This window comes from Leifsonia aquatica (genome assembly GCF_014190775.1).
GTDB classification, from domain to species: Bacteria; Actinomycetota; Actinomycetes; order Actinomycetales; family Microbacteriaceae; genus Leifsonia; species Leifsonia aquatica.
The window spans coordinates 293,645-311,696 of sequence record NZ_JACHVP010000003.1; the positions used below are offsets into that span (position 1 = coordinate 293,645).

The 18,052-nt window shown below is 69.3% G+C and carries 16 protein-coding genes; 13 read left to right on the forward strand and 3 right to left on the reverse strand.

Annotated elements, in window-relative coordinates; translation table 11 throughout:
- Positions 1 to 91 precede the first annotated feature (91 nt).
- On the forward strand, positions 92 to 2,023 hold the full coding sequence (locus FHX33_RS14735; protein ID WP_183428665.1) for a hypothetical protein: 1,932 nt from the start codon (positions 92 to 94) through the stop codon (positions 2,021 to 2,023).
- Between the two features lie 39 nt (positions 2,024 to 2,062).
- Positions 2,063 to 2,917, forward strand: a complete 855-nt coding sequence (locus tag FHX33_RS14740) for a polyphosphate kinase 2 family protein (protein WP_021765102.1) — start codon at positions 2,063 to 2,065, stop codon at positions 2,915 to 2,917.
- A 49-nt stretch (positions 2,918 to 2,966) separates the two neighbouring features.
- On the opposite strand, the gene FHX33_RS14745 is transcribed toward FHX33_RS14740, so the two are convergent.
- Complete coding sequence (locus FHX33_RS14745) at positions 2,967 to 4,253, reverse strand: isochorismate synthase (protein ID WP_338092035.1); 1,287 nt, start codon at positions 4,251 to 4,253, stop codon at positions 2,967 to 2,969.
- Between the two features lie 133 nt (positions 4,254 to 4,386).
- Here FHX33_RS14745 and FHX33_RS14750 point away from each other — a divergent pair, with 133 nt between their 5' ends.
- The 4 genes from FHX33_RS14750 to FHX33_RS14765 all read left to right on the forward strand — a co-directional run bounded on the left by FHX33_RS14750 (position 4,387) and on the right by FHX33_RS14765 (position 9,157).
- Complete coding sequence (locus FHX33_RS14750; RefSeq protein ID WP_183428666.1) at positions 4,387 to 5,532, forward strand: demethylmenaquinone methyltransferase; 1,146 nt, start codon at positions 4,387 to 4,389, stop codon at positions 5,530 to 5,532.
- A complete protein-coding gene (locus tag FHX33_RS14755; RefSeq protein ID WP_179700228.1) occupies positions 5,532 to 6,611 on the forward strand; it encodes a polyprenyl synthetase family protein in 1,080 nt (359 codons plus the stop codon). The genes FHX33_RS14750 and FHX33_RS14755 overlap by 1 nt, the downstream gene beginning before the upstream one ends.
- Before the next feature lie 18 nt (positions 6,612 to 6,629).
- On the forward strand, positions 6,630 to 8,012 hold the full coding sequence (locus FHX33_RS14760) for an FAD-dependent oxidoreductase (RefSeq protein ID WP_021758680.1): 1,383 nt from the start codon (positions 6,630 to 6,632) through the stop codon (positions 8,010 to 8,012).
- Between the two features lie 143 nt (positions 8,013 to 8,155).
- Positions 8,156 to 9,157 (forward strand): alpha/beta hydrolase, encoded by a 1,002-nt coding sequence (locus tag FHX33_RS14765; RefSeq protein WP_021758678.1) that lies wholly within the window; start codon positions 8,156 to 8,158, stop codon positions 9,155 to 9,157.
- Here the strand turns inward: FHX33_RS14765 and FHX33_RS14770 are convergent.
- Positions 9,144 to 9,632 carry a YajQ family cyclic di-GMP-binding protein gene (locus FHX33_RS14770; RefSeq protein WP_021758676.1) on the reverse strand — a complete coding sequence of 163 codons (489 nt, stop codon included), beginning with the start codon at positions 9,630 to 9,632 and terminating at the stop codon, positions 9,144 to 9,146. The two genes, FHX33_RS14765 and FHX33_RS14770, sit on opposite strands and share 14 nt — an antisense overlap.
- A gap of 90 nt (positions 9,633 to 9,722) precedes the next feature.
- Positions 9,723 to 10,979, reverse strand: a complete 1,257-nt coding sequence (locus FHX33_RS14775) for an ROK family transcriptional regulator (protein ID WP_039921285.1) — start codon at positions 10,977 to 10,979, stop codon at positions 9,723 to 9,725.
- 103 nt (positions 10,980 to 11,082) lie between these two features.
- Here FHX33_RS14775 and FHX33_RS14780 point away from each other — a divergent pair, with 103 nt between their 5' ends.
- Genes FHX33_RS14780 through FHX33_RS14810 form a run of 7 tightly spaced genes read left to right on the forward strand, consistent with a single transcriptional unit; the run spans position 11,083 to position 17,981 of the window.
- A complete protein-coding gene (locus FHX33_RS14780; RefSeq protein WP_021758672.1) occupies positions 11,083 to 12,156 on the forward strand; it encodes a substrate-binding domain-containing protein in 1,074 nt (357 codons plus the stop codon).
- 44 nt (positions 12,157 to 12,200) lie between these two features.
- A complete protein-coding gene (locus tag FHX33_RS14785) occupies positions 12,201 to 13,244 on the forward strand; it encodes an ABC transporter permease (RefSeq protein ID WP_051336907.1) in 1,044 nt (347 codons plus the stop codon).
- Complete coding sequence (locus FHX33_RS14790) at positions 13,241 to 14,032, forward strand: ATP-binding cassette domain-containing protein (protein WP_021758668.1); 792 nt, start codon at positions 13,241 to 13,243, stop codon at positions 14,030 to 14,032. The genes FHX33_RS14785 and FHX33_RS14790 overlap by 4 nt, the downstream gene beginning before the upstream one ends.
- Complete coding sequence (locus tag FHX33_RS14795) at positions 14,032 to 15,024, forward strand: nucleoside hydrolase (protein WP_021758666.1); 993 nt, start codon at positions 14,032 to 14,034, stop codon at positions 15,022 to 15,024. Before FHX33_RS14790 ends, FHX33_RS14795 begins: the two co-directional genes overlap by 1 nt.
- Positions 15,021 to 15,902: a sugar phosphate isomerase/epimerase family protein gene (locus tag FHX33_RS14800; protein ID WP_021758664.1), complete on the forward strand. Its 882-nt coding sequence runs from the start codon at positions 15,021 to 15,023 to the stop codon at positions 15,900 to 15,902. Before FHX33_RS14795 ends, FHX33_RS14800 begins: the two co-directional genes overlap by 4 nt.
- A 16-nt stretch (positions 15,903 to 15,918) precedes the next feature.
- A complete protein-coding gene (locus tag FHX33_RS14805) occupies positions 15,919 to 16,563 on the forward strand; it encodes a nucleoside/nucleotide kinase family protein (RefSeq protein ID WP_039921283.1) in 645 nt (214 codons plus the stop codon).
- Positions 16,560 to 17,981 carry a family 43 glycosylhydrolase gene (locus tag FHX33_RS14810; RefSeq protein WP_021758660.1) on the forward strand — a complete coding sequence of 474 codons (1,422 nt, stop codon included), beginning with the start codon at positions 16,560 to 16,562 and terminating at the stop codon, positions 17,979 to 17,981. Before FHX33_RS14805 ends, FHX33_RS14810 begins: the two co-directional genes overlap by 4 nt.
- The last annotated feature ends 71 nt before the right edge of the window (positions 17,982 to 18,052 follow it).

Below are 18,052 nucleotides of genomic sequence, written 5' to 3' on the forward strand. Positions count from 1 at the left end.
CGTGACTCCCATCCCGTGGCGCTCACCGTATCGGGCGGATCCGCCCGTGGCTAGACGCGGCCGCGCGCGGGGCCGGAGCTAGGCTGACCGCATGCCGCCGTCGTCGTCGCCACCGCACCTCTGGCGGGGGCGCTCGGCCGGCGGATGGATCGCGCTGATCGCGGGATTCGTCGTCGGCATCCCGCTCACGCTCGTGACCGGCGTCGTGCTGCTCGCACTGGCGGTCGTGGCGGCGGTGGTGGCCCTCGTCGTACGCCTGATCGGCCTCGCCGCGGCCTGGGTATGGTTCGTCGTGCAGCGCTCGCGCCGCGTCCCGTACCCGTTCCCTTCCCCGCCGCCGGTCCGCCGTCGCGCCCGCCGCGTCGCACTGAGCGGTCTCTACCTCTCCCTCGTCCCTCGCACGATCGGGGGGATCGCCCGACTGGCGGGCTGGCTGCTCGCGCCGCTCGCCCTCGGCGTGAGCGTCGCGGGCGTCGCGTTCCCGCGCTGGCGCGCCCGGCCGTACCTCGCCGTCTTCCGGCTGCCCGACCTGCTCCGGAAGGTCGTCGGCCTGGGGAGGCGGCGCGGACTCCTGCGCGACGGGTACGACGCCCGGCTGCTCGGCTACGACGAGTTCCTCGCGGCCGCCTTCCCCCTGCTGCACGACTTCTTCCGATGGTGGTCCGACCCGGAGGCGCCCGAGCCCTATCGTCCGCCGGCATCGCTCGGTGACGCCGCGGCGGCGGAGGCGGCGCGGCTCGGTCTGCGCCTCGGGCCGCCCGTCGACCCTCTGGGTCAGCCGGGCCTCGCCGCCGGCGCGATGCGACGCCGCGCCGTGCGGTCGCTGCGGGAGGTCTTCCTCAGCCAGCGCGAGATCGACGACCTCTGCGATCCCGACCTCGACGACCGCGCCGACGTCGGCGTGATCCGGGTGATCCACCGCGTGGACGCGGCGGGCCTGCGCCACTGGATCGTGCAGCTCCCGAGCACCAAGTCGTGGCACCCGCGGGCGGGCGCAGCCCCGAACGACCTCACCGCCGACCTCGTCATCGGCGCCGAGCAGCGGGCCACGATCACGCGCGCGGCGATCGCGACCATGCGCGCAGCCGGAATCGCCCGCGGCGAGCCGGTGCTGCTCACCGGCTTCAGTCTCGGCGGGATGGTCGCCGCCCAGATCGCGCTCGCCGCTGCTGCCGAGGGCTTCACGGTGACCCACCTCGTGGTCGCCGGGTCGCCTCTCGGGCGCTTCCCGCATCCTCCCGGCGTCCGGACGCTCGCGCTCGAGCACGTCCTCGACATCGTCCCGCGTATCGACGGACGCGAGAACGCCGTCGACGCCGGTCCGGACGACCTGCTCACGGTGAAGGCGCGACCCCCGCTCTCCGTCGGGTTCCGCCTCGGTGCGCTCCACCAGTCGACCGCGTACGCCGACACGGCGGGGATCGTGGAGGCGCGGCCACCGGATCCGCGCGTCGCCGCCTTCCTCACCGAACTCGCCCCCTTCCTGGGCGCCGGGCAGCACGTCGACGACCGGGCCGCCGTGCGTGCCGGGGACCTGCCGCCGCGGGCATCCGTGCCGATCTATCTGCGGAACACGGTGGAGGAGGGGATCACCCGGCAGAGCCTGCGGCAGACGGTGCGGCGGATCTCCGGGGTCATCGCCGTCGACGTCTACCAGTCGCGCTCGGGATTCGCGACGACGGTGATCTGGAACGCCGACATCCTCGCGACCGCGCTCGGCCCCTGGCTCTCGAACCGCAGTCGCGCCGCCGTCTACCGCGGCCTGCTCTCCCTGCTCGGGCGGCGCGGCGCGGTCGGCGTCCACCTGCGGGTGCAGGCCAAGCGGACACCGGGCATCACGTGGGAGGCGACGCTGCAGCGGATGGCCGACGGCCGCTGGCGCGAGACGATCGACATCACCGCCGACGACCGCGCCGACCGCGCGGAGGTCGCCCGGCTGTTCCCCGGCGGGACGCAGCCGATCGTCCTGGTGCACCCGCCGCGCGCCTTCGGCTCCATCGTGGGCGTGGCGCTCCCGCGCTGACCTCCCTACGATGGGCCTACCCGATCGAGGAGGACGCGGATGGGACGAGAGAGCTACTGGACCACCGATCCGGACGACCTGCTGCGGGTCGGGGACGGATTCCGGCTGTCGGAGCGGGACACCGGCGCGAAGCCCGGATTCGACGGGGACAAGCACGACGGCGAGAAGGCGCTCGCCGAGGGGGCCGGCATCCTGGCCGATCTCCAGGAGCGGCTTTACGCTGCGGGCACGCAGGGCGACCAGCGCCGCGTGCTGTTGGTACTCCAGGCGATGGACACCGCGGGCAAGGGCGGCATCGTCTCGCACGTCGTCGGGGCGATGAACCCCGGAGGCGTGCGGTACACCGGCTTCAAGAAGCCGACGCCGGAGGAGCTCGCGCACGACTTCCTCTGGCGCATCGAGAAGGCCGCGCCCGCCGCCGGCCAGGTCGGCGTCTTCGATCGCTCCCACTACGAGGACGTGCTGATCGGCCGCGTGCGGCAGCTCGCCCCGCCGGAGGAGATCGAACGCCGCTACCGTGCGATCAACGACTTCGAGCGCGAGCTCGCCGAGACCGGGACGACCATCGTCAAGGTGATGCTGCACCTGGGCAAGGACGAGCAGAAGAAACGCCTGGAGGATCGCCTCGATCGCGAGGACAAGCGCTGGAAGTTCACGACCAACGACGTCGACGAGCGGATGCTGTGGGACGACTACCAGGAGGCGTTCCAGCTCGTGTTCGAACGCACCTCCACCGACGTCGCGCCCTGGTTCGTGGTGCCCGCCGACCGCAAGTGGTACGCGCGGATCGCCGTGCAGCACCTCCTGATCGACGCGCTGGAGCGGATGGAGCTCGGGTGGCCCGTGCCTTCCTACGACGTGGAGGAGCAGCGCAACCGGCTCGCCGCGACCTGAAGCCGGTGCCGCGGGTCTGCCGGGCGCGTGCCCGGGCCCGGGCTCGGGCTCAGCCGAAGGCCTCCACGATCGGGCGGAACTTCATCGTCGTCTCCGCGAGCTCGCGCTCGGGGTCGGAGTCGGCGACGATGCCGGCGCCGGCGTATGCGGTCAGATCGCCGTCGGGATCGACCTGGGCGCAGCGGAGGGCGATCGCCCACTCGCCGTCGCCGTCGCCGCCGACCCAGCCGACCGGTCCGGCGTAGCGGCCGCGGTCGAAGGGCTCGAGCTCGCGGATGACCGCGAGGGCGTCCTGCCGCGGGGTGCCGGCGACGGCCGCCGTCGGGTGGAGGGCGTCGGCGAGGTCGAGCGAGCTCGCGCCGTCGCTGAGCGTGCCGGCGACATCGGTCGCCAGGTGCCAGAGGTTGGGGAGCTTGAGGGTGAAGGGGAGGTCGCTGGCGTCGAGGTCGGCGCTGTGCGGACGCAGGGCCTCCAACACGCTGGCGACCGCGAACCGGTGCTCCTCCTGGTCCTTGGTGCTGCTCGCCAGGGTGACGGCGGCGTCGTGGTCGGCGACCGCGTCCGCCCCGCGCGAGATCGTGCCGGCGAGCACGCGCGCCGTGACCGTGCCGTGGTGCACCCGCACCAGGGTCTCGGGCGAGGAGCCGACGAGACCGTCGACCGCGAACGTCCAGCACTCCGGGTAGCCCAGGGCCAGCTCGACCAGGGCGCGGCGCAGGTCGGACTCGAGGGGCAGGTGGCCGGCGAGGTCGCGGGCGAGGACGGTCTTGGAGAGGTCGTGCTCGCGGATGCGCGCCACGGCGGCGGACACGGCCTCGCGGTAGCCGTCCTTGCCGAGGGTGCCGGGAAGGAGGCTGAGCCGGTACTCGTCGCCCAGCGGGGTGCGCGGGGGGAGTGCGGAGGCGGTCGACGCGGGGGCTGCGGCGGCGTCGTTCGCGTCGACCCGCCGGATGCGCGTGATCCAGCTGCGACCGTCGCGGCGCCCCAGGATGATCTCGGGGACGATCAGCGTGCTCGTCGCCGCGCTCTCGTCCGCGAACGCGAACGTGCCGAACGCGACCAGTCCGGTGCCCGGGGTGCGCACCGCGTCGGCGATCGTCGCTGCGGCGACCGTCTCGCGCCACGCGGCGGAGGCGTCGGCGATGCGGTCGGGGCCGGAGAACTCGAGCCGGAGCGCCTCGCCGATGCCGGCGATCCCCTCGCCCTTGCGCAGCCACAGGAGGGGGGTGCGTGAATCGATGTAGGGGATGAGCTGGCGTACGTCGTCGAGGGGGGTCGTCTCGACCGAGAGCGCCGTCACGTCCGTCGCCTGGCGCGTGGTCGCTGGTGCTGTCACCGCTACAGACTACGCCCGGCACGCTGGGCGTCCGATGCGCGCCCCCTGCGCATTGACCGCGCATTCGCCGCGCAGGCGCCGTCCATCCCGGCCCGGGAATGCACGGGATCACGGCGCAGCCTAAGCTGGTGTGGTGAGTAAGGCCGACCTCGACAAAAAGCCCGCCCAGGTCGCCGCCATGTTCGATGAGGTGTCGACCCATTACGACCGGACCAACACGGTCCTCTCGGTGGGCAACGCATCCCTCTGGCGTGTGGCGACGACGCGTGCCGTCGGACCGCGCGCCGGCGAACGGATCCTCGACGTCGCGGCCGGCACCGGCACGTCGAGCGCGTCCCTCGCCCGCAACGGCGCGAGCGTCGTCGCGGCGGACTTCTCCGAGGGGATGATCGAGGTCGGGCGCCGCCGCCAGGCCGACAACCCCTACGTCACTTTCGTGCAGGCCGACGCGATGAAGCTGCCCTTCGACGACGATTCGTTCGACGCGGTCACGATCTCGTTCGGCCTCCGGAACATCGTCGACCCGCGCGCGGCGCTCGCGGAGTTCTACCGCGTGACCAAGCCCGGCGGCCGCGTCGTGATCTGCGAGTTCTCCCACCCGCCCATCGGGCTCATCCGCGCCGGGTACGGCGCCTACCTCAAGTACGGCATGCCGCTGCTCGCCAAGGTCGCGAGTTCCAACCCGGCCGCCTACGAGTACCTGATGGACTCCATCCAGGCCTGGCCGGCCCAGCCGGAGCTCGCGGGATGGCTGCGCGAGGCCGGCTACGAGTCTGTCGCCTGGCGCAACCTGACCGCCGGCATCGTGGCGCTGCACCGGGGCCGCAAGCCCGTGGATGCCGCGCCCGCCCAGGCGGCACCCGAGTCGGTGGCTGCGGAGCAGCCCGGTGCGGCGGTGAAGCCTGCTGCCGCGGAGAAGCCCGCTGCGGCGGTGAAGCCCGCTGCCGTGGCGAAGCCCGCCGACGCGGAGAAGCCCGCTGCCGCGAAGAAGCCCGCTGCCTCGGAGAAGCCTGCCGCCGCGAAGCCGGCGACCGCTGCTGCGAAGAAGCCGGCGACCGCTGCTGCGAAGAAGCCGGCGACCGCTGCTGCGAAGAAGCCCGCGACCGCTGCTGCGAAGAAGCCGGCGACCCCGGCCGCCAAGAAGCCCGCGACCACCGCGAAGCCCGCCGCCCCGGCGAAGCCCGTCGCGAAGAACCCCGCTGCGAAGAAGCCTGCTCCGGCGAAGCCGGCCGCCGACGGAACATCTTCGACACCGTCCGTCCCATCCGAGGGGGAGTAGTGCCACGAAGTGTTCCCGGAGTCCGCCGCCCCGCGTCGGTCTCCAGCCAGCTGGGGCTGACCGAGCGGATTTTCTCCCGCGGTGAGGATCGCGCCCTCGCGGCCGCCGTCGATGCCGGTCTGGTCCAGATCGAGGACGGTCTGCGCGCCCAGATGCAGTTCGCCGACGAGCTGGCCGACGTCACCGCCCGATACCTGCTCGAGGCCGGCGGCAAGCGCGTGCGCCCGATGCTGACCCTGCTCGCGGCGCAGCTCGGCCGGGGGACCACGCCCCAGGTGCTGCAGGCCGCCCAGGCGGTCGAGATCACCCACCTCGCGTCGCTGTACCACGACGACGTCATGGATGACTCGCAGATGCGCCGTGGCGTCCCCAGCGCGCAGTTCGTGTGGGGCAACTCCGTCGCCGTGCTCACCGGTGACCTGCTCTTCGCCCGCGCGAGCAAGCTCGTCTCCGCGCTGGGCGAGCGCGCCATCCAGCTGCAGGCCGACACCTTCGAGCGGCTGTGCCTGGGCCAGCTGCACGAGACGATCGGCCCGCGCGAGGGCGAGGACCCCATCGCCCACTACATCACCGTGCTCGAGGACAAGACGGGGTCGCTGATCGCCGTCGCCGCCCAGATGGGCGTCGTCTTCTCTGGAGCGGACGAGAGCTACGAGCAGCCGGTCGTGACGTTCGGCGAGAAGATCGGCGTCGCGTTCCAGATCATCGACGACGTCATCGACCTCTCGGCGAGGGGCGTCGAGGAGACCGGCAAGACCCCGGGCAACGACCTGCGGGCCGGCGTCGCGACCCTCCCCGTGCTGCGCCTGCGCGAGCGGGCCGCGACCGACCCCTCCGCCGCCGAGCTGCTCGACCGGCTCGAGCGCGATGTCATCGGCACCGCCGACGAAGGCCCCGTCACCCCGCAGGCCACCGCCGCGATCGCCGCGCTGCGTGAGCACGAGGTCACCCACCAGACCCTGGAGGAGGCCCACCGGTGGGCGCGCGAAGCCGTCGAGGCGCTCGCCCCCCTGCCGGACGGCCCCGTCAAGAAGGCGCTCGTCCGCTTCGCGGACACGATCGTCGAACGCTCCAGCTGAACACGAAGGATACGACGCATGACCAAACTCCGACTGGCCATCGTGGGCGCCGGGCCCGCCGGCATCTACGCCGCGGACATCCTGCTCAAGGCTGAACGCGGGTTCGACGTGTCCATCGACCTCTTCGAGCAGCTCCCGGCTCCCTACGGCCTGGTGCGCTACGGCGTCGCGCCTGACCACCCCCGCATCAAGGGCATCATCACGGCGCTGCGGGATGTGCTCGACCGCGGCGACATCCGCATCTTCGGCAACGTGAAGTTCGGCACCGACATCACGCTGGACGACCTCAAGCGCCACTACAACGCGGTCATCTTCTCGACTGGCGCGATCCGCGACGCCGACCTCGACATCCCGGGCATCGACCTGAAGGGCTCGTACGGCGCCGCCGAGTTCGTGAGCTGGTTCGACGGTCACCCCGACGTGCCGCGCACGTGGCCGCTGGAGGCCGAGTCCGTCGCCGTGATCGGCAACGGCAATGTCGCGCTCGACGTCTCGCGCATCCTGGCGAAGCACGCCGAGGACCTGCTGCCCACCGAGGTCCCGGACAACGTCTACGAGATCCTGCAGAGCTCGCCGGTGACCGACGTGCACGTCTTCGGGCGCCGGGGGCCGGCGCAGGTGAAGTTCACCCCGCTGGAGCTGCGCGAGCTCGGCGAGCTGCGCGACGTCGACATGATCGTCTACGACGAGGACTTCGACTACGACGAGCAGTCGAAGGACGCCATCGCGAGCAACAAGCAGGTCATGGTGATCGACCGGGTGCTGCAGCAGTGGCGCCAGCGCGAGGTGGGCGCGGCCTCCCGCCGCCTGCACCTGCACTTCTACGCCAAGCCGCTCGAGGTGCTCCCGGACGAGGACGGCCGCGTGCGCGCCTTCCGTTACGAGCGCACCGAGCCCGACGGCGAAGGCGGCGTGCGCGGCACCGGCGAGATCCGCGAGGTCGAGATCCAGGCGCTCTACCGCGCCGTCGGCTACTTCGGCTCCCCGCTGCCCGACATCCCCTTCGATGCGAAGCACGGTGTCATCCCGAACCACGAGGGCCAGGTGCTGCGCGGCGACGACAACGAGCGCATGTACGGCGTCTACGCCACCGGGTGGATCAAGCGCGGCCCCGTCGGGCTCATCGGACACACCAAGTCGGACGCGATGGAGACGATCAAGCATGTGATCAACGATCAGGGAAACTGGTGGTCCCCCACCGACCCTGACGAGGAATCTGTGGATAACCTCCTGCGCGAGCGGGGTGTGGAGTACACCGACCTCGACGGCTGGCACAACCTCGACGAGCACGAGCAGGCCCTCGGCGCGGAGCGCGGACGCGCCCGCATCAAGGTCGTGCCGCGCGACGAGATGGTGCGCGTCTCCAACCGCACGTCGGTGTCGGCCTCCTCCGAGGACTGAGCGCCGGCGCCCGCTGGTAGCGACTGCTACGCAGCGGGACGTCTGCGGCGCGGCGACCGGGCGCAGTCGTCCCGGGACGGCGCAGTCGCACGGCGCGCACGCCGGGTGTACCGGCGAGCCTCCCGACCTGGCACGCTGGGGGGATGACCCGCGGGCTCGAATGGCAACCGGATGTGCTCGGCGAGCCGTTCGAGCAGCTCACGCTGCCGCTGCAGCCCGACGGCGAGGGCGAAGTCGTCGCGACCCTCGTGCGGTACTTCCCGGCGCCGCGGCTCAGCGACCTGCGCCCGCACCGGCCGGCGGCCGACACGGACGTGCTCTACGTGCACGGCTGGTCGGACTACTTCTTCCAGGAGGAGCTCGCGCGGTTCTGGCACGACCGCGGGGCGCGCTTCTTCGCGCTCGACCTCCGCAAGTACGGTCGCAGCCTGCGGGAGGGGCAGACCCCGGGGTTCGTCGACAACCTGGCCACCTACGACGAGGACATCGAGGCCGCGCTCACGGTGATGGGTCACGGCGAGGGGTCGGCTTCCCACCGGAAGCTGATCCTGCTGGGCCACTCGACCGGCGGTCTCACCCTGAGCCTGTGGACGAACCGACACCCCGGGCGCGCGCACGCGCTCGTGCTCAACAGCCCGTGGCTGGAGTTCCAGGCCGGTGGACCCGGACGCGCCGCCCTCGCGCCGCTGATCGACCTCCACGCCCGGATCGATCCGAAGGCTGCGCTGCCGAACGTCGACCTCGGCTACTACACGCGCTCCGTCTCGAAGACGATGGACGGCGAGTGGGACTACGACCTGGCCTGGCGCCCGGTGCGCGGCTTCCCCGTGCATCCCGCCTGGTTGACCGCGATCCTGGCCGGCCACGCCCGCGTCGCCGCCGGCCTGTCCCTGGATGTGCCGGTGCTGACCCTGCTGTCGGCGCGGTCGGCCCTGCTGCCGTACTGGACGCCCGAGATGATGAGCAGCGACATCGTGCTGGTCGTGCAGGACATCGCGAAGCGTGCTCTCGGTCTCGCGCCGACCGTCACCGTCTCGCGCATCGACGGCGCCCTGCACGACGTGTTCCTGTCGCGGGAGCAGCCGCGGGGCGTCGCCTATGCGGAGATGGAGCGCTGGATCCGGGGATACGTCAGCGGAAGTTGACGAACTGGAGGGCGACGTCGAGGTCGGCGCCCTTGAGCAGTGCCATGGTGGCCTGGAGGTCGTCGCGGCTCTTCGACGAGACGCGCAGCTCGTCGCCCTGGATCTGCGCCTTGACCGACTTCGGGGCCTCGTCGCGGATCAACTTGGAGATCTTCTTGGCGGCGTCCTGCTCGATGCCGTTCTTGAGGCCGATCTCGATGCGGAACTCCTTGCCCGAGGCGTAGGGGTTGCCGGCGTCGAGGGACTTGAGGGTGATGCCGCGCTTGATCATCTTGGACTCGACGACCTCGAGCACCGCCTTCACCCGCTCCTCGGTGTTGGCCTTGAGCAGGATCTTCTCGCCGCTCCACTCGACCGAGGCGCCGACGTTCTTGAAGTCGTAGCGCTGCTCGACCTCCTTGCGCGCCTGGTTGACGGCGTTGTCCGCCTCCATCTTGTCGACCTTGCTGACGATGTCGAACGTGGAGTCTGCCACGGTATCTGCCTCACTCTTCGTAGAAAATGCTGATCATGATGACCTGTTGATCGGCCTGTTCCCTTGATTCTACGGCGATCGCTGTGGGCGCTACCGGGCGGCGCGTATCGACGATCGACCGGGAAAGAGCAGGACCGAGTCGATCGACGCGATCGAGAAGACCTCGTCGGCGACGAGCTCGGCGAGCCCGTAGACGCCTGGGTCGTCGATTCCCATCGACGTGACCTGAAGGTTCCGCGTGGCCAAGGGCAGCGCGCGGCCGTAGATCACCTCCCTGACCGTCGCGAGCACGATCTCGTCGAGTTCGGCGAGCTGCCCACCGAAGACGACCACTCGTGGGTTCACCATATGGACGATGTCGCTCACCGCTTCGCCGATGATCTGCGACGCTCGCCGCACCAGTTCCCGCGCCACCTCGTTGCCGCTCCGCACGGCTGTGATCACGTCGTTGATCGACGACGCGGGATAGCCGGCTGCACTGAGGTCGCGAGCGAGCGCCCACCCGCCGGCGTAGGCCTCGACGCATCCGACATTGCCGCATCGGCAGCGAGGCGGTTCGGTGCGGTGGTCACCGGCCACGGGGATGTGTCCGATGTCGCCTGCAGCGCCGTCGGCCCCCCGGTAGAGGTCGCCGCGGACGATCAGCCCGGTTCCCACCCCCGTTCCGAGCTTCACGAACACGAGTTCGCCGATCTCCGGGTACTGCTTGCGGTGCTCGCCGAACGCCATCGCGTTCGTATCCTTCTCGACGATGACCGGGCAATCGTATGTGCGCTGGAAATAGCCGGGAATGTCGAAGTTGTGCCATCCGGGCATGATCGGGGGGCGGATCACTCTGCGGAGAGTCTGATCGACCGGCCCCGGCAGATCGATGCCGATGCCGAGAACCCGCGCGGGATCGACTCCTGTGCGCGAGAGGAGTTCGACGAAGCGGGCGTCGACCCGGGCGAGGATGACCTCGGGACCGGAAGCGATGTCGAATGCTTCGTACATCTCGTCCATCAGGGTGCCCGCGGCGTCGAACAGGCCTGCCCTCATGCCGGTCGCGCCGGTGTCTGCAACGAGAAAGACTCCCCGGCCTGGGTTCAGCACGAAGCGTTCCGCGGGCCGGCCGCGGCCTTCGGGGGAGTCGTTCGTCTGCGCCACCAGGAATCCACGATCGGTCAGCGCATCCACCCGGCTTGAGATCGCGGTGCGCGAGAGGCCGGTGAGGCGCACGACCTCGGACTTCGTCAGGCCGCCGACGTGCTCTCGAAACAGCGAGAACACGGCTCCGGGACTATCGCGCAACCACGGCGTCGACTTGGGCATACGAAGACCCTGCCACTGTTCGGACGCTGTTGTCATTTCGTAATAATATCGTCGGAAGTCATTATTGCAACTTCGAAAAACATAAAGTAACGTGGCCGCACAAGCACGATCGTGCTTGCCCCTCACCGAAGGAGTTGAGATGTTCTCCGGCTTCGCCACCCGACACAAGAAGACGCTGCTGACCGCTGCCGCGCTCGCCGCTTCCGCACTGCTCCTCGCCGGCTGTTCAGCCGGTGGAGACCCCAAGTCCAAGACCATCCACGTGACGCTGATCACCAAGGACCCGGTCGATCCGTTCTGGGTCGCCATGATCAACGGCGCCAAGAAGGAGGCATCCGCCGAGAACGCGCAGATCACCGTCGCGTCGGGCAAGGACCAGACCGACACCGAAGGCCAGATCCAGGCCATCGAGAACGCCGTCACCCGCGGCGATGACGCGATCCTGATCGCCAACAACGGCCCCGCCGTCAATGACGCCATCAAGAAGGCCAAGGACGCCGGCCTCCTCGTCGTGGCCCTCGACACTCCGACCACGCCAGGCGATCTCGTGGACGCGACATATGCGTCCGACAACCTGCAGGCAGGCGAGGAGATCGGATCCTGGACCGCGGGGAAGCTGAAGGGCGAGAAGGCGACGATCGCCCTCCTCGACCTCTTCGGGGACAAGGCCGTCAGCATCGACTACCAGCGTGACCAGGGGTTCCTGAAGGGTATGGGGATCCCCCTGAACAATGCGGAGAAGAACGGCGACGAAGCCAAGACGGGCCAGTACTCGGGCGGCGACTACTCGATCGTGTGCAACGAGGCGACCGATGGGGCGCAGGACGGCGGTCGGACCGCGATGGAGAAGTGCCTCACGCTCGATCCGTCCATCAACGTGGTCTACACCGCCAACGAACCGTCGGCGGCGGGCGCATTCCAAGCGCTCAAGGCCGCGGGCAACACCAAGGCCATCGTCGTGTCGATCAACGGGAGCTGCGATGGGATCAAGCAGGTCGCATCCGGCGAACTCGGTGCCGATGCGCAGCAGTACCCGTCGAAGATGGGCGCCGACGGTGTGAAGGCCGCTGTGGACTTCGTCCGCACGGGGACCAAGCCGACCAACCCGGCCGGCAAGGACTTCACGAACACCGGGATCACCCTTGTCACCGACAGCCCGGTCGACGGCGTGAAGAGCATCACCTCGGACGAGGGCAGCAAGGAATGCTACTGAGCTCCGACTAGGCGCCGCCGTCCCGAAAGCGAGAAGGAAGAAGAATCGTGACATCCACGACAAGCCGCGGGGAACTCACCGCTGCCGAGGCGTTCAAGCAGCGCCCGGTGACGGGCCTGCAACGCATTCAGCGCGTGCTGCACAAGCACCCGGCGATCAGCCCATTCGCGGTGCTGGTCCTCGCGGTGATCGTCTTCAGCATCATCAACGAACGGTTCCTCTACCCGGCGAACCTCTCGCTGATCCTGCAGCAGGTGGCCATTGTGGGCGCACTGGCGGTGGCGCAGACACTGGTGATCCTCACCGCCGGTATCGACCTCTCGGTCGGCGCCCTCATGGTGCTCGTCTCGATCGTGATGGGCAACCTGGCAGGCGTCGCCGGCCTGCCAGGTCCGATCGCCCTCCTCGTCGGCCTCCTCCTCGGGGCGGCGGCCGGATTGCTCAACGGCGTTCTGGTCGCGCAGGTCAAGCTGCCGCCGTTCATCACCACCCTCGGCACACTGAGCATCTTCACCGCTCTCGCCCTCCTGCTCAGCAACGGTCAGGTGGTCGACGGGGACAAACTCGGCGGCTTCCTCACCTGGACCGCGACGTCGTTCGCCATCGGGCCGTTCAACTTCACCACCGGTGTCCTCCTCGTCATCGTCATGTACCTGGTCATGGGATTCGTCCTGTCGCAGACCCCGTGGGGACGGCACGTCTACGCGGTCGGCAGCGATCCGGCGGCGGCGCGGCTGGCCGGTATCAGCACGAAGCGGGTGCTGCTCAGCGTCTACGTCGTCGCGGGGATCCTCGTCGCGCTTTCGGCCTGGGTCCTCCTCGGCCGCAACGGTGCAGCGACGACGAGCACCGCTGTCGACGCCAACCTCGACTCGATCACCGCCGTCGTCATCGGCGGCACGAGCCTCTTCGGCGGCCGCGGACGCCTCCTCGGGACGTTCCTCGGCGCCGTCATCGTCGGAGTGTTCCGCAACGGGCTCTCGCTCGCCCGCGTCGACGTGCTCTACCAGACGCTCGCGATCGGCATCCTGATCATCGCGGCGGTGGCGCTCGATCAGTGGATTCGCAAGACAGGAGCCAAGCGATGACCGACACGACCCTCGAACGCACGCCGATCCTGTCGGCGCGCGGACTCGTCAAGACGTACGGACCGGTCGTCGCCCTCGACGGCGTCGACATCGACCTCTACGCGGGAGAGATCCTCGCCGTCATCGGAGACAACGGAGCGGGCAAGAGCACACTCATCAAGTGCTTGACCGGGGCGGAGGCTCCCGATGTCGGCACGATCCGCGTCGACGGCGAGGAGGTGCGGTTCCGTCGCCCTCAGGATGCGCGCCAGGTCGGGATCGAGACGGTCTACCAGACACTGTCCCTCGCACCCGATCTCGACATCGCATCGAATCTCTTCCTCGGTCGCGAACTCCGCCGAAAAGGACCGCTGGGGAGCATCGGGCGGATGCTCGATCACAAGGCGATGCGTGCAAAAGCACAAGAGGACATCAGCGCCCTCGGCATCCAGACGCTGCAGGACATCAGCCAGGTCGTCGAGACACTGTCCGGCGGTCAGCGTCAGGCCGTCGCGATCGCTCGTGCGGTGGCATTCGGAAGCCGGATCATCGTGCTCGACGAGCCGACGGCGGCCCTCGGCGTGCGCGAGACGGGTCAGGTGCTGGATGTACTGCGCCGCCTTCGCGAGCAAGGATTCGGCGTGATCCTCATCAGCCACTCGATGCCGAACGTCTTCGAGGTCGCCGACCGGATCCAAGTCCAGCGGCTCGGCCAGCGAGCCGGTGTCATCACACCGCAATCGCACACTCCCGCCGAGGCCGTAGCGATCATGACAGGTGCGATCGCGCTCGAGGACGGTACCGCGTGATGGCGCCCCGGAAGATCATCATCGACACCGACCCCGGGGTCGGCATCCCCGGCACCGACGCGGACGATCCGATCGCCCTCTATCTGGCGGTGAACGACCCCCGGCTCGATCTCATCGGAGTGACGACCACGTTCGGGAACTGCCCGCCGGAGCTGTCTGCGCGTGGAGCCGGGGCTGTGCTCCGAGCACTCGGGCGCGATGACATCCCGGTGTCGATCGGAAGCCCCGTTCCTCTATCTGGTGAACTGCCGCCCCAGCTGGCGCGCGCGTACGCCGGCGCGCGCGGCCGACCCGGTCGTATCGACCTTCCCGAAGCGCACGAGGTGGCCTCCGGCCGCACCGCGGAGGACTTCATCATCGAGGCCGTTCACGCGCATCCGGGTGAGGTGACGATCGTGGCGATCGGCCCGCAGACCAACCTGGCCCGGGCACTCCGCAAAGACCCCTCGCTCGCCGAGGACATCGCCGCCGTCGTCTTCATGGGCGGCGGCCTCGGCCTCGACCGGGAGTACGGGCGGGGCAATGTCACCCCTGTCGCCGAGTGCAACATCTACTTCGATCCGGATGCTGCCGACATCGTCTTCCGGTCGGGGATCGAGCTGACGATGATCGGTCTGGACGTGACCAACCCGAACACCGGCCTGCTTCTGACAGCCGACGCCATCGCCGGGATCGACCGCGACTCGACCGATCTCGCGTTGTTCGCCGAGATCTGCGACACCTATCTGGAATCGCCGATGTTCCAGCACGGACTCGGCTGCGTCCTCTACGACCCGCTCGCTGTGGCCGTGGCCGCGGACCCCTCGCTCGGAGCCTTCGAGCGGATGTCGTTGATCGTCGACACGTCGGACGCGGCGACTCGCGGTCAGACGCTGCGCACATCGGCGTCCGAGCCCAACGTCGACGTCATGGTGCAGGTGGACGGTGCAGCCGCCGTCCGCAGCATCGTCGAGACCATCACCAGCCGCAACACAACAGGAGCGAAGAGATGACGACCACCAACCCCCTCGGAGTCCATGCCTTGGTCTGGGTCGGGGACACAGCGCCGGCCTCCGTGGCGACAGCGATCTCGCAGACGGAAGCCGCCGGCTACGACCTCCTCGAACTCTCGCTGCACGACCTCGGCAACCTCGACACTGCGTCCGCGCGCACCCAACTCGAGGCTGCGGGACTCGCCGTCGCATGCTCGCGCGGCTTGGCATTCGACGCGGACGTCTCCAGTGAAGACCCGCAGGTGGTGGCTCGCGGCGCCCGCCTCCTGCAGGAGTCCCTCGCAGCGACATCCGCGCTCGGCGGCCGCATCTTCACCGGCGCGCTGTACAGCGCCCTCGGCAAGTATCCGCACGCGGTCACGTCGGCCGGCCGCGCCAATGCGGTCACCGTCATCCGAGAGCTCGCCGTCGAGGCCGCACGGCACGGCGTCACCCTCGGCCTGGAGATCTGCAACCGGTACGAGACGAATGTCGTCAACACCGCTCGCGACGCACTCCGGCTCGCCGACGACATCGGCGAGGACAACGTGATGATCCACCTGGACACGTACCACATGAACATCGAGGAGGACGACTTCGTCCGCCCGGTGCTCGACGTCGCGGACCGCCTGGGCTACGTCCACATCGGGGAGAACCATCGCGGCTACCTGGGATCCGGTCACCTCGATTTCACCGGCTTCTTCCACGCCTTGGCAGATATCGGCTACGCCGGTCCGATCACCTTCGAGTCGTTCTCGTCGAGTGTCGTCGCGAAAGGCCTCTCCGACGATCTGGCCGTCTGGCGTGATCTCTGGGATGACGGCTTCGACCTGGCCACCCACGCTCGCGCGTTCATGGCGAACCAGCTCGCTGCTCCTGGTGGCGCGCGTGCTGCCTGACGGATTGGCGGGGCGGGTGGCGGAGCTTCTCGCCCGTCACGAGCGGGTCATCCTCGGCGTCGCCGGCTCGCCGGGAGCGGGAAAGTCCACACTCGCGACCCAGGTCGTGGAGCACTTCTCCGGCCGCGGCGTTCCTGCGGCCTGGGTTCCGATGGACGGTTTCCACCTCGCGGACATCGAACTCGATCGGCTCGACCGGCGCCGATTCAAAGGCGCCATCGACACGTTCGACGCCCACGGCTACCTCGCCACGATCGAGCGGATCGCGCGGGAGATGGGGAACACCGTCTACGCACCCGCATTCGACAGGGCTATCGAGGAGCCGATCGCGGGCAGCGTTCCCGTGCTGCCCGGGACCCGTTTGGTCGTCACCGAGGGCAACTACCTGCTGGACGAGAGCGAGCCCTGGAACCGGGTCCCCGACGTACTCACCGAGATCTGGTTCGTCGACGTCGACGACGGCCTGCGGCGGGAGCGCCTCATTCGCCGGCACATCCGTTTCGGGAAGACCCCCGCGGAGGCACGTGACTGGGTGCGTGCCGTCGACGAACCCAACGCGCGACGCATCCACAGGACGCGATTCCGCGCCGCCCTGATCGTGAGCCCGGACGCGCTTCCATCCGACATCGAATCCACCGACTACGCACAAGGAAAAGCATGAGCCCCTTCCGCCGTCCCCTCTCTGCCGCAACCGCGGCGGCGGGCGACCCCATCCCGTTCCGGATCGGAGAGGAGACCCACCTGTTCTATCTCTCTTCACCGGCCGGCACGCTCGACTATCCCGAGCGCGTCCGCACGACCTGGCAGCATGCCCGGTCACGCGACCTCGTGTCGTGGGAGGAGCTGGCGCCCGCGGTCGCACCTGGCGACGTCGGGGCGTACGACGGTGGGGGAATCTGGACAGGGTCCATCGTCGAGAACGATGGGCGCTACTACCTCTTCTACACGGGGCATCACGTCGGCGCCCCGAACCCGCAGACCATCTGCCTCGCGGTCAGCGACGATCTGGTGAACTTCACCAAGTACGCGGACAATCCCGTCCTCCTCCCCACGGCGGACTACGAGCAGGTCGACTGGCGCGACCCCTACGTGTTCTTCAATGAGGACGAAGGGCTCTGGTGGATGCTGATCGCCACCCGCCTCGCCGAGGGACCGCACTGGCGTCGCGGCGCCATCGCCCTCGCCACGTCACCCGACCTGATGACCTGGACGGTCGAAGAGAAGCCGTTCTACACGCCGGGAGACACCTACTGCCCCGAGTGCCCCGAGCTCTGGGAGCTGGATGGACGGTGGTACCTCGTCTACTCGCGATTCTCCGAGGAGGTCGGAACGATCTACCGTGTCGCCGACCGCCCGCGCGGCCCGTTCCGGATCCCTGCGAACGAGAGTCTCGGCGGACGACGGTGGTACGCGTCGAAGTCGGCCGCGCACCCTGGAGGCCGGGCGTTCTTCGGATGGGTGCACGATCGCGTCACCGCCGACGGCGGTCCCCGCTGGTTGTGGGGCGGGGATTTCGCGCTCCCTCGTATCGTTCGTGCGAACGCCGCCGGTGACCTCGAGGTCGGTCTCGCGCGCGGCGTGATCGACGAATGGCCCCACGAGACGCTGAGGCGCGACGTCGCTCTCGACGGGGTCGGCGGCAACAGCGAGGTACGCCTGGGCGTGCTTCCCGATTCCGCCGTCATCCGGGCGACGTTCACCGACGCCACCGCAGCGATCGTCGGACTCGATCTGATCGTGGACGACCATGCCGCCGGGTGGCGAATCGAACTCGATCGCGGTCGCGGACGAGCCCGGCTTGCTGCCGTCCCATCGCCCCTCGACGACTTCTGGGCCGATCTGACCGGACGCGCGGGTCAGTACCGTGAGGTGGATGGTCCGATCCTCGCGTCGGCGGAATCCCTCGAACTCGGTGAACGAGTCGAGCTGGTCGTCGTCCTCGACGGCGAGATCGTCGAGATCTACCTCGATGGCCGGGTGGCACTGACGCAGCGTCTCGACCGGACGAAGCCGATCGAGCTCGGCGCCTACGCGCTGGCGGGAGACTCGAAGGTCACGGTGACCGTCTCGACCCGCTGACCCTGAGCCGGCTTGGCCGCCGTCCGAATGTCATCGGCACGATGGCGGCCAAGCCCCCATTCGGTTTCTCT

Bases quoted from the DNA above. Each gene is read 5' to 3' on its own strand.
- FHX33_RS14810 (WP_021758660.1), top strand. From the start codon at position 16,560: ATGAGCCCCTTCCGCCGTCCCCTCTCTGCCGCAACCGCGGCGGCGGGC.
- FHX33_RS14775 (WP_039921285.1), bottom strand. From the start codon at position 10,979: ATGACAACAGCGTCCGAACAGTGGCAGGGTCTTCGTATGCCCAAGTCG.
- FHX33_RS14800 (WP_021758664.1), top strand. From the start codon at position 15,021: ATGACGACCACCAACCCCCTCGGAGTCCATGCCTTGGTCTGGGTCGGG.
- FHX33_RS14765 (WP_021758678.1), top strand. From the start codon at position 8,156: ATGACCCGCGGGCTCGAATGGCAACCGGATGTGCTCGGCGAGCCGTTC.
- FHX33_RS14740 (WP_021765102.1), top strand. From the start codon at position 2,063: ATGGGACGAGAGAGCTACTGGACCACCGATCCGGACGACCTGCTGCGG.
- FHX33_RS14760 (WP_021758680.1), top strand. From the start codon at position 6,630: ATGACCAAACTCCGACTGGCCATCGTGGGCGCCGGGCCCGCCGGCATC.
- FHX33_RS14795 (WP_021758666.1), top strand. From the start codon at position 14,032: ATGGCGCCCCGGAAGATCATCATCGACACCGACCCCGGGGTCGGCATC.
- FHX33_RS14790 (WP_021758668.1), top strand. From the start codon at position 13,241: ATGACCGACACGACCCTCGAACGCACGCCGATCCTGTCGGCGCGCGGA.
- FHX33_RS14735 (WP_183428665.1), top strand. From the start codon at position 92: ATGCCGCCGTCGTCGTCGCCACCGCACCTCTGGCGGGGGCGCTCGGCC.
- FHX33_RS14780 (WP_021758672.1), top strand. From the start codon at position 11,083: ATGTTCTCCGGCTTCGCCACCCGACACAAGAAGACGCTGCTGACCGCT.